Here is a 9814-nt window from a genome sequence, read left to right on the forward strand (position 1 = left end):
GGTGCGGGGCGGCGGGAACGCGACAGCGCCGGTCCCGCCGCCCGAGGGGCGGTGGGACCGGCGCTGCGAGGGTGCTACTTGGCGGTCTTCTTGCCGTAGCGCGCCTGGAAGCGAGCCACCCGGCCGCCGGTGTCCAGGATCTTCTGCTTGCCCGTGTAGAACGGGTGGCAGGCGCTGCACACGTCGGCGCGGAGCTCGCCGCTCGTCGAGGTGCTGCGGGTCGTGAACGTGTTGCCGCAGGTGCAGGTCACCTGGGTCTCCACGTACTCCGGGTGGATACCGGCCTTCATGGTGTTCTCCTCATCGCGTCGAGCGGCGCCGGGTCGCCCACCCCCACCGGGGGTCGTGCTGGCGTGAGCCGGGGCCTGCGGTCGAGCCAGTCTCCCACAGGGGGCTGCTGGAGCGGCTCACCTGGTGGAACCGACGGCCCGGCGCGGTGATTCCCGCGCCGGGCCGGTCGGGTCAGTCGTCCGAGTCCTTGTTGACCAGGGGCGTGGACTTCTGCACCTGGACGAGGAACTCGAGGTTGCTGCGGGTCTTCTTGAGCCGGTCGAGCAGCAGCTCGATGGAGGCCTGCGCGTCCAGCGCGGTGACCACGCGGCGCAGCTTCCACACGGTCTGCAGCTCCTCGCGCGACATGAGGATCTCCTCGCGCCGCGTGCCGGAGGCGGGGACGTCCACGGCGGGGAAGATGCGCTTGTCGGCCAGCTGGCGCGACAGGCGGACCTCCATGTTGCCGGTGCCCTTGAACTCCTCGAAGATCACCTCGTCGGCCTTGGAGCCGGTCTCGACCAGGGCCGAGGCGAGGATGGTCAGCGAGCCGCCGTTCTCGACGTTGCGGGCGGCGCCGAAGAAGCGCTTGGGCGGGTACAGCGCCGAGGCGTCCACACCACCGGACAGGATGCGGCCGCTGGCCGGCGCCGAGATGTTGTAGGCGCGCGACAGCCGGGTCAGCGAGTCCAGCAGCACGACGACGTCGTTGCCCAGCTCCACCAGGCGCTTGGCCCGCTCGATGGCGAGCTCGGCGACGGCGGTGTGGTCCGAGGCGGGACGGTCGAAGGTCGAGGCGATGACCTCGCCCTTGATCGTCCGCTGCATGTCGGTGACCTCTTCGGGCCGCTCGTCGACGAGGACGACCATGAGGTGGCACTCGGGGTTGTTCGTCGTGATGGCGTTGGCGATGGCCTGCATGACCATCGTCTTGCCGGCCTTCGGCGGGGCCACGATCAGACCGCGCTGGCCCTTGCCCAGCGGGGACATCAGGTCGATGATCCGCGTGGTCAGGACGTTGGGCTCGGTCTCCAGGCGCAGCCGCTCCTGCGGGTACAGCGGCGTGAGCTTGGTGAACTCGGGCCGGTTGCGGGCCTGCTCCGGCGGGGCGCCGTTGACGGTGTCCACGCGCACCAGCGCGTTGAACTTCGCGCGCTGACCCTGCTGCTCGCCCTCGCGGGGCTGGCGCACCGCACCGGTCACCGCGTCGCCCGGGCGCAGGTTGTTCTTCTTGACCTGGTTGAGCGAGACGTACACGTCGTTCGCCCCGGCCAGGTACCCGGAGGTGCGGATGAACGCGTAGTTGTCCAGCACGTCGAGGATGCCGGCCACCGGCAGCAGGACGTCGTCCTCGCTGATCTCGGTGTCGACCTCGGGAGCGGCGCCCTCGCGGCCGCCGCGGCGGCCCTTGCGGTCGCGGTAGCGGTTGCGACGGCCTCGGCGGCCGCCGCGCTCGTCGTCGAAGTCGTCGACGGGGCCGGAGACGCCCACCGCGGCGGCGCGGGGCTCGCGCTCCTCGGTGCGGGCGCGCTCCGGACGCTCCGCGCGATCGCGCTCGGGACGCTCGGCGCGCTCCTGGCGCTCACCGCGGTCCTGGCGCTCACCGCGGTCCTGGCGCTCGACGCGCTCGGGGCGGTCCTGGCGCTCGGGGCGGTCCTGGCGCTCGGCGCGGGCCTGCTCGCCCTCGCCCTCGCGGCGCGGCAGCGGCGGCAGCTCCACCTGCTGGTCGGGCTCACGCACGCGCTCGCGCCGGGCGCGCTCGTGGCGGGCGCGCTCGTGACGGGCGCGCTCGTGGCGGGCGCGGTCATCAGCGGCCCATCGCGGTGCGCAGCAGCGAGTACTTGGAGTTCAGCGCCGACAGCACGGTCTGGTAGCTGAGCCCGGTGGAGATGTTGGAGATCGTCTCCTCGTCGAGGTTGACGTTGTTGCCGTCCTCGCGGGTGGGCTCCAGGGACTTGGCCGTGGTGATGCCGGACGTGGCCGCGCCGCGGGCGTCGCCGGAGGCGACGGCCTGCTTCAGCGACGCCTCGAAGGCGACCTTGTTGGCGGTGTAGTGCGGCGTGTTGATGTTGGCGATGTTGTCGGCGATGGCCCGCTGACGCGCCTGCAGACCGTCCAGCGCTGTGTGCAGCGCGACACTGGTGAGATCGGGCACGGGGCAACCCTCCGACTGGGCCCCGGCGACTGCCGTCACCGAGGGCGTGTGCTCGTACGCGGCCGTCCTGGCCGGGTTGGTGGTGCCTCCTGCACCCAGGGACTCAATCGGCCCTGCGGGCGACGGCCTTGAGCACGCCCGCCCCGTCGCGGGGGGTTTTCCGGCCCCGCGGGGGCGGCACCACCCGTTCGGCCCAGCGCCCCCCGGTCCCGGCCACGCACGGTGCGCGCCGCGGCCCCCGGACGGGTGCTCCAGCACCCCCGCGGACGCCCCCGCGGGGCCCCGCCGGCGCGCCGGCGCGCACCGGGTGCGGCGCCGGCGCCGCACCCGGCCGACCCACCCGGCCGTCGTGACGCTGCGTGCACGTCCTCACGGTGCGTGCACACCGTCACCCGGCCGCAGCAGCCCGGGCGGAGCAGCCGGGCCGGCGGCGTGCTCAAGCCGCGCGGCGCGCGCGCCGAGAAGAGGGCGGTGAACGCGCCCGCCGCCCGCGGCGGGCGCCGCGCCAGCACCCGTCAGCCACCCGTGAGGCAGGACATGACCCTCCCCGAGGACAGCACGCCGCCGCAGCACGAGGCCGCCCCCGCGAGCACCGGCGCGCCCGCGGCGCACCCGCTCGACCAGGACCTGCTGCGGCTGGCCGACGAGGCCGGCGCGCTGGCCGGGCAGGAGGCGCAGGAGCACCGCGCCTCCACGCTGCGCTCGCTGGAGGGCGCGCTGCGCGCCCAGGACGACCTGGGCCGCTGGGCCGACTGCGACCTGTTCGGCGTCCTGGACGTCGACGGCCCGCCCGCCCCCGTGGCCGCGCGGCGCAGCGTGCTGCGCTCGGGCTCGCTGCGCACGATCCTCGTCTTCGCCCCCGTCATGGTCACCTGGGCCGGCCTGCTCTTCGCCGGGCGCGCCTACGGGCAGATGACCGCCGCCGGCGAGGGCGGGGAGGGCCTGTCGTTCCTGCAGCTGTGGCTGGACGGCTTCGGCGGGCGCACCTTCTTCTCCCTGGACCGCGTCGCCGAGCTGGCCGTGGCGCTGATCGCCGCCGCGATCGCCGTCAGCGTGGCCACCGACCGCCGCCACCGCGCCGACGACGAGGCCGCCGCCGCCGCCGAGGCCGCGCACCGGCACCGCCTGCGCGCGCTGGCCTCGCGCACCACGCTGGCGCTGGCCCCGCACCGCAGCAACGCCGCCGAGCAGCTCGGCGCGCACTTCGAGCGCGGCCTGACCGAGCTGGGCCGCCTGGTGGCCGAGACGATCCGCCTGCACGCCGACACCAGCACCCTGGTGGGCCACGTGCGCGCGGCCAGCGCCACCGCGATCGAGGCCGCCGGCGCCGCCCAGGACGGCGGCGCGCAGGTCGCCTCCGCCGCCGTGCGCCTGGAGGCGGCGGTCAGCGAGGCGATGGGCAACCACCGCGAGCAGATCGCCGCCGACCGCGCCCAGCACACCGCCACGCTGCGCGAGTCCACCGACCGCCTGGAGCGCTCGCTGGGGCAGCTGGAGAAGGCCAGCGCCGACGCGCTGCGCGAGAGCTTCGAGAGCCGCGACCGCGTGCTGGGCGCCGTGGAGGGCGTCAGCACGTCCGTGACGCTGCTGTCCACCGAGACCCGCGCGGCGATGGCCGACCTGGCCGCCTCCGCCCGCCAGATGAGCCAGCACAGCGCCGACTTCGGCGCGCAGGTCACCGGCCACCTGGAGGCGCTGAGCACCACGGCGCGCGAGTCGGTGGAGAAGATCTCCACCGCCTCCGCGGAGGTCACCACCGAGCTGACCCGCACCGCCGCCGCGCACGTGGAGCGCCTGCAGGGCACCGTGCTGGAGTCCATCGAGAAGGTCACCGCCGTCACCGGCGACGCGTTCAGCGAGCACGTGGCCGCCTCGGCGGCGCAGGCCGCGCAGACGATGGAGACGCTGCGCGCGGACGTGCAGCGCACCTCCGAGGCCGCCGAGCGCGCCCTGGGCGCGGCGGTGCGCGGCCTGGACGACGCCGCCGGCGAGCAGCAGCGCCGGCTGCGCCACGACGAGCGGATGGCGGCGCTGCTGGAGGCGCAGAACGCGGTGCTGGACACCTGGCGCGGCGTGGAGGCCCGCCTGGAGGCGGCCGCCCGCGACATGCGCGGGGTGCCGAGCTGGCTGGAGGCCGTGCAGCACGAGCACGCCGACGCCACCGGCCGCGCGCTGGCCTCGCTGGGCGCGGCGCTGGAGGAGGCGGTGTCCACCAACGTGCGCGAGACGCTGACGATGGCGCAGGACGACCACGTCCGCCAGGTCAACCGCGCCTACCGCGACGCCAGCCGGATGCTGCAGGAGGAGCTGACCGGCAGCATCGGCGCCCTGCTGGAGTCGGTGCCGCAGCGCGCCGCGCACGAGGCGGCGTCGCGGGCGGCGCGCGAGGCCGCGCACGAGGCGGCCCACGAGGCCGCGCACGAGGCGGCGCAGCAGGCCGTGGCGCACGCGGTGCAGCAGGTGGAGCGGCAGGCCGCCCAGCAGCGCGCCGCGCAGCAGGCCGCCCAGCAGGCCGAGCAGCGCGCCTCCCAGCAGGTCGGGCAGCGCGCCTCCCAGCAGGTCGGGCAGCGCGCCGCGCAGCAGGCCGAGCAGCGCGCCGCCCGGGCGCGCGCGGCCCAGCAGCCGCGCCCGGCGCAGCAGCCCCACCAGCCCCAGCCGGTCCAGCCCGCCGCGCAGGTGCAGCAGCCCGTGCGCCGCGCGCCGCAGCCCGCGGCACCCGTCGCGCCCTCCCCGCAGCGCCGCGCCGCCGAGCGCTACGGCGCGCTGGGCTACCCCTCGGACGGCTACCCGTCGGAGTCCCGCGCCCCCCGGGCGCCCGAGCGCGTCGCGCCCGCCGCGGCCGACGCCGAGCAGGAGGAGTTCGTGGCGCAGGCCCCGGTGGTGCTGGAGCTGGCGCTGCACGACGCCTCCGACGAGGCGGTCCGGGCGGCGGTGGCCGGCGCGGCCGGCGAGCTGAGCGCGCAGGGCCGCCGGGCGGCGTTCGTGCTGACCTTCGGCACGGCCCCCACCCCCGGGGCGGGCACGGCGCTGGCGCGCCGGGTCAACGCCCAGCTGGACGCCGCGGCCGGTCAGGTGTTCGCCGGCTCGGCCAAGCGCGACTTCTGGCGCGCGGTCAACGCCTCCTCGCCGCAGGCCGGCGTGGTGCGCCTGGAGGTGTACCTCCTGCAGCAGTGACGCCCGCGCCGCTCAGCCGGCGAGGGCGCGCCAGCTGGAGGAGATCCAGGGCACGGCGATGGCCAGGGTCGGCACGCCGAGGACGCCGGCGGCGGCCGCGTAGGCCGCCGCCGCCAGGCCGCGGTGCGGGGCGCGGCGCTCCTGCGGCCCGCAGCGGTCCTCGGCCAGCCGGCGCACGCGGGTGACGGCGTCCGCGCCCACCCGCAGCTCCCCCGGCCCGCCGGCGCCCTGGCCGGGGGCGGAGGCCAGCTGCACGAGGGCGCGCGCCAGCGGCAGCGCGCCGGTGCGCCGGCGGGCGGCGTCGTCGGCGAGCATCTCCACGAGCAGCCGGACGGTGTCGAGCGCGGCGCGGGAGGAGACCACCCGCGGGAAGGCGGCGTGCAGGACGGTGAACGCCTCCAGCACCAGGTCGTGGCGGGCGCGCAGGTGCGCCTGCTCGTGGGCGAGCACCGCGCCGACCTCCTCGGGGCTGAGCTCGCGCAGCACGGCGTCGCTGATGACGACGCGGTTGCCGCCCACCCCGGGCACGCAGTAGGCCACGCGGGCGGGGCCGGTGAGCACCCGCAGCACGCGCGCGCCGGCCTCGCCGAGCAGGGCGCGGTCCACCGCGCCGGCGGCGTCGCGCCGGTGCAGCAGGTCGACCATCTCGCGGTGGTGGCGCCGGCGGCGGCGGGTGCGCACGGCCACCAGCGCGGCCACGGCCCAGAACCGGACGGTGACGACGGCGACGAAGGCGGTGCCCAGGCCGATGAGGGTGGTCTGGGCGAAGCCGTGGCGGGCCAGGAAGGGCAGGCCGGGCTGCTCGGTGAACAGCAGCGTCAGGGAGGACAGGCCGGCGCCGAGGGTGGCGAGCACGGCGGCCAGGGCCACGGACTGCCACAGCACCAGCGCCGCGCGCGGCACCCGCCAGGCCCAGCGGGCGCGGGCCAGGGCGGCGGGCGCGGGCCCGGCCAGCAGCACGGCCAGGGCGGCGAACCAGAAGGCGGTCACCGCCGCCTCACCCTCCCGCGCCCGGGGCCCGGCTCGGGCACGTCCTCACGCCGGGGTGGTCTCGCCCCCGGCCGTCGGGTGGGACAGGGCGTCCAGCGCCTCGCGCAGGGCCGCCGCCTCGGCCGGTGAGACGCCACCGACGAAGTGGACCAGTGCGGCCTGCCGCGTGTCCACGGCCTCCACGCCGCCGAGGGCGTCGAGCATGAGGTCGGCGACCATCTGCTCGCGGCTGGCGACGGGGCTGTAGCGGAAGGCGCGGCCCTCGCGCTCCTGGCGCACCACGGCCTTCTTGGCGAGGCGGTCCAGGACCGTCATGACGGTGGTGTAGGCGATCTTGCGGTGGGCGGCGAGCTGCTCGTGGACCTCGCGCACGGTCAGCGGCCGACCCGCGCCCCAGAGGCGGTCCATCACGTCGCGTTCGAGCTCACCCAGTGCCACGGGGGGATGGTACGCGAAGAGGTGTGACGAACGCGACCCGTCGTACTACCTCCTGTCGTAGAGATTCGCGGTGGGCGCGCCTACCCTGGACACGTCTACGACACGACGTAGTCGACGGCCCGCCGGTGGCGGCCGCCCCCCTCCCACCAGTGATCGAGGACCCGGTGGACATCGAGCTCCTGACCCGGCTGCAGTTCGCGGTGACGACGCTCTACCACTACCTGTTCGTGCCCCTGTCGATCAGCCTGTCGATCTCCGCGGCGCTGCTGCAGAGCGCCTCGCTGGTCCTGGACCGCCGCGGCGCCGCGCAGCGCTCGGCCCGCCACGGGCGCCTGGCGCTGCTGACCGGCAAGCTGCTCGTGGCGACCTTCGCCGTCGGCGTGGTCACCGGCCTGGTGCAGGAGTTCCAGTTCGGCCTGTCCTGGAGCGCCTTCGCGCGCTTCTACGGCGACGTCTTCGGCCCCACCCTGGCCGTGGAGGGCATGCTCGCCTTCTTCCTGGAGGCCACCTTCCTGGGCCTGTGGTGGTTCGGGCGCGACCGGCTGCCGCGCGCGCTGCACCTGGCCACGATCTGGGTCGTCGCCGTGGGCACCACGATCTCCGCGTTCGTCATCCTCGCGGCGAACTCCTTCATGCAGAACCCCGTCGCCTACACCGTCGACGAGGCCACCGGCCGCGCCCGCCTGGGCAGCTTCCGCGACCTGCTGCTCAACGAGGTCAACCTCGCCGCCTTCCCCCACACCCTGGCCGGCTCCGTGATGGCCGGCGGCGCGCTGCTCATGGCCGTGGGCGTGTGGCACCTGCTGCGCGGCGGGCACGAGGCGACCTCGGAGCCCTTCGCCGCCTTCCGGGCCCTGTCCCGCTTCGGCGCCTGGCTGACCCTGGCCGGCGGGGCCGCCACCGCGCTCACCGGCGACGTGCTGGGCAAGGTCATCACCCGGGTGCAGCCGATGAAGATGGCCGCCGCCGAGGCGCTGTACGAGACGACCACCGCGGCCCCGTTCTCGATCTTCGCCTACGCCCCGCCCGGGCAGGACCGCCCCACGTTCAGCGTCGAGGTCCCCGGCCTGCTCTCCTTCCTGGCCAAGGGCTCCTTCACCGCGGAGGTCTCCGGGCTGAAGGACCTGCAGGAGGCCTACGCCGCGCAGTTCGGCCCCGGCGACTACACCCCCTGGATCCCCGCGGCGTTCTGGAGCTTCCGCCTCATGATCGGGGTCGGGGTGCTCGCCGCCGCGGTGGCGCTGGTGCACCTGTGGGTCACCCGCTCCGGGCGCCCGCTGTCCGTGGACACCCGCCTGGCCCCCACCGTGCTGTGGTCGGTGCCCGTGCTGCCGCTGCTGCCGCTGGCCGCGAACTCCTTCGGCTGGATCTTCACCGAGACCGGCCGCCAGCCCTGGCTGGTGCTCGGGCTGTACCGCACCGCAGACGGCGTCTCCCCCGGCCTGACCGCCGGCGAGGTCCTGCTGAGCCTGGCCGCCTTCACCGCCGTCTACGGCGCGCTGGCCTGGGCGTGGACCGTGCTCGTCACCCGGCTGGTGCGCGCCGGGCTGCCCGCGGACCCCGCGCCCCGCGCGGACGGCGGCACCACCGGCACCACCGGCACGACCGACGACGCCGACGACGCCGACGACGCCGACGTGGCGCTCACCTACTGACCACCCGCTCACCCACCGACCCCACCGCGCACCACCGCGCACCACCGAGTCTCAGGAGTTCTCGTGGACCTGCCCGTCCTCTGGTTCGGCGTCGCCGTCCTGGCCTGGGTCCTGTTCCTCGTGCTGGAGGGCTTCGACTTCGGCGTCGGGTTCCTCGGCCCCCTGCTGGGCCGCACCGACGCCGAGCGCGGCGCGGCCGTGCGCACCGTCGGGCCCGTCTGGGACGGCAACGAGGTCTGGCTCGTCGCCGCGATCGGCGTGACGTTCGCCGCGTTCCCCGACTGGTACGCCGCCCTGCTGTCCGGGCTGTACCTGCCGATGGTGGCCGTCCTGCTGCTGCTGGCGGTGCGCGGCGTGGCGCTGGAGTTCCGCGGCAAGCACGACTCCCCGCGCTGGCGCGCGCGCTGCGACGCCGCCCTGGCCGGCTCCTCGCTGCTGCTGGCCGCCACCTGGGGCGCCGTGCTCGGCGTCCTGGTCGACGGCCTGGCCCTGGCCGCCGACGGCGAGGTGCACGCCGGCGCCGGCGCGCTGGGCGGGCTGACCCGCTCCCTGGCGCCGATGGCCTCCCCGTGGGCGGTGCTCGGCGGCCTGGCCGGCGTGCTGCTGGCCACGGTGCACGGCGCGACGTTCCTGTCGCTGCGCACCACCGGCGTGCTGCGCGCCCGCGCGCGCCGCCTGGCCGTGGCCACCGCCCCCGCGCTGGCCACGAGCGCGCTGGCCGTGCTGCTCGCCGCCGGGCAGCCCGCGGTGGCCGCCGCCGCCGCCCTGCTGGCCGTGACCGCCGTGGCCGCCTGGCGGCGCGCGGAGGCGCTGGCCTTCGCCACCTCCAGCCTGGCCGTGGCGGTCGCCGTGGTCGCGGTGTTCACCGCCCACCTGCCGGTGGTGCTGCCCAGCACCCTCAGCGCCGCCGGGCACGTCACGCTGCGCGGCGCGGCCGCCTCGCAGGGGGCGCTGGAGCTGATCTCGGTGGTCGGCGTCGTCGTGCTGCCCGGCGTCGTGGCCTACCAGCTGTGGTCGTACTGGGTCTTCCGCGGCCGCGTGGCCAGCGGGCACGGCCCTCAGCGCGAGCGCACCCGCCGGCCGCAGCCGGCGCGCGCGGGGCGGTGACGAGCACCACGAGCACCACGAGCAC

Annotated in this window: 7 protein-coding genes and 1 pseudogene; 3 read left to right on the forward strand and 5 right to left on the reverse strand. The window is 76.2% G+C overall.

What is annotated here, in order from left to right:
- Nucleotides 1-74: 74 nt before the first annotated feature.
- From rpmE to flgB, 3 genes and pseudogenes are all read right to left on the reverse strand, one after another.
- Nucleotides 75-290 carry a 50S ribosomal protein L31 gene (gene rpmE / locus GTR00_RS07150; RefSeq protein WP_166610944.1) on the reverse strand — a complete coding sequence of 72 codons (216 nt, stop codon included), beginning with the start codon at nucleotides 288-290 and terminating at the stop codon, nucleotides 75-77.
- A 172-nt stretch (nucleotides 291-462) separates the two neighbouring features.
- Nucleotides 463-1749, reverse strand: a pseudogene (gene rho, locus GTR00_RS07155) (transcription termination factor Rho); the annotation flags it as partial.
- A gap of 328 nt (nucleotides 1750-2077) precedes the next feature.
- Complete coding sequence (flgB, locus tag GTR00_RS07160; protein WP_166610945.1) at nucleotides 2078-2425, reverse strand: flagellar basal body rod protein FlgB; 348 nt, start codon at nucleotides 2423-2425, stop codon at nucleotides 2078-2080.
- A gap of 537 nt (nucleotides 2426-2962) precedes the next feature.
- On the opposite strand from flgB, the gene GTR00_RS07165 reads away from it, so the two are divergent.
- Nucleotides 2963-5599 (forward strand): hypothetical protein, encoded by a 2637-nt coding sequence (locus tag GTR00_RS07165; protein ID WP_166610946.1) that lies wholly within the window; start codon nucleotides 2963-2965, stop codon nucleotides 5597-5599.
- A gap of 12 nt (nucleotides 5600-5611) precedes the next feature.
- Here the strand turns inward: GTR00_RS07165 and GTR00_RS25620 are convergent, their stop codons facing one another.
- Together GTR00_RS25620 and GTR00_RS07175 are read right to left on the reverse strand one after the other, a co-directional pair.
- A complete protein-coding gene (locus GTR00_RS25620; RefSeq protein ID WP_166610947.1) occupies nucleotides 5612-6589 on the reverse strand; it encodes a M56 family metallopeptidase in 978 nt (325 codons plus the stop codon).
- Nucleotides 6590-6634: 45 nt separating this feature from the next.
- Complete coding sequence (locus tag GTR00_RS07175; RefSeq protein WP_205705257.1) at nucleotides 6635-6997, reverse strand: BlaI/MecI/CopY family transcriptional regulator; 363 nt, start codon at nucleotides 6995-6997, stop codon at nucleotides 6635-6637.
- A gap of 194 nt (nucleotides 6998-7191) precedes the next feature.
- Here GTR00_RS07175 and GTR00_RS07180 point away from each other — a divergent pair, with 194 nt between their 5' ends.
- Together GTR00_RS07180 and cydB are read left to right on the forward strand one after the other, a co-directional pair.
- Nucleotides 7192-8682: a cytochrome ubiquinol oxidase subunit I gene (locus tag GTR00_RS07180; RefSeq protein WP_166610949.1), complete on the forward strand. Its 1491-nt coding sequence runs from the start codon at nucleotides 7192-7194 to the stop codon at nucleotides 8680-8682.
- A gap of 63 nt (nucleotides 8683-8745) precedes the next feature.
- A complete protein-coding gene (cydB, locus tag GTR00_RS07185) occupies nucleotides 8746-9789 on the forward strand; it encodes a cytochrome d ubiquinol oxidase subunit II (RefSeq protein ID WP_323132305.1) in 1044 nt (347 codons plus the stop codon).
- Nucleotides 9790-9814 lie beyond the last annotated feature (25 nt).

Source organism: Kineococcus indalonis (genome assembly GCF_009906395.1).
GTDB lineage: Bacteria > Actinomycetota > Actinomycetes > Actinomycetales > Kineococcaceae > Kineococcus > Kineococcus indalonis.